1 pseudogene is annotated in these 654 nt (G+C 76.1%); it reads right to left on the minus strand.

Going from position 1 to position 654, the window contains the following annotated elements:
• Positions 1–42: 42 nt before the first annotated feature.
• Positions 43–654 (minus strand): annotated as a pseudogene (locus LPA54_RS34660) (hypothetical protein); the annotation flags it as partial.

Here is a 654-nt window from a genome sequence, read left to right on the forward strand (position 1 = left end):
GGGCGCGCAGCTCGTCGGCGCCGGGCGGCGGCTGCCCGCCCATCAGCGGGCGTCCGCGGGGGCGTCGAGGGCCTCGCGGATGCGTTGGGCCTTGGACTGGCCGATGCGGAGGCTGGACTTGAGGTACGCGATGGAGGCGGGCCGACGGCGGGTACGGCGGTGCTCTGCGTCGATCTCTCGCGCCCGGGCGAGCAGGGCCTCGAAGTCGTCGGGTACGCCCGTACCCGACCTGGCGGGTACGGGGTCTACCTCGGGTGGGGTTGGTACGGGTGCGGGTACGGTCCCGGGTCGGGTAGGAGCCGAGTCGGGTACGGGTGCGCGGTCCGTGGCACTGCGGTGACGGGCGGCCGGGACCGGGTCTTTGGCCGCCACGGGCGCGTCGGGTACGCGGGCGTGTACCTCGGTGCGGGTACGGCGCGGGTAGGCAAGGGCGGCGGGTACGGCGCAGGCGTACTCGGGGCGTACCTCGGGCTCGGTGACGACGTCGAGGTGCAGGCCCGGGGCCGGGTGGGCGGCCGGGGTGGGGTCTACCTCAGGTGGGGTGGCCGGGTCGGGTACGGCTGCGAGGCGGGGCCGCTCGGGTGTGGCGGGTACGCCCGCGGAGGGCTGCCCGGGTGCGGCGAGTATGGGCGTACTCGGAGCCTCGGGTAGGGC

The organism is Streptomyces sp. DH12, assembly GCF_020873895.1.
Lineage (GTDB): Bacteria > Actinomycetota > Actinomycetes > Streptomycetales > Streptomycetaceae > Streptomyces.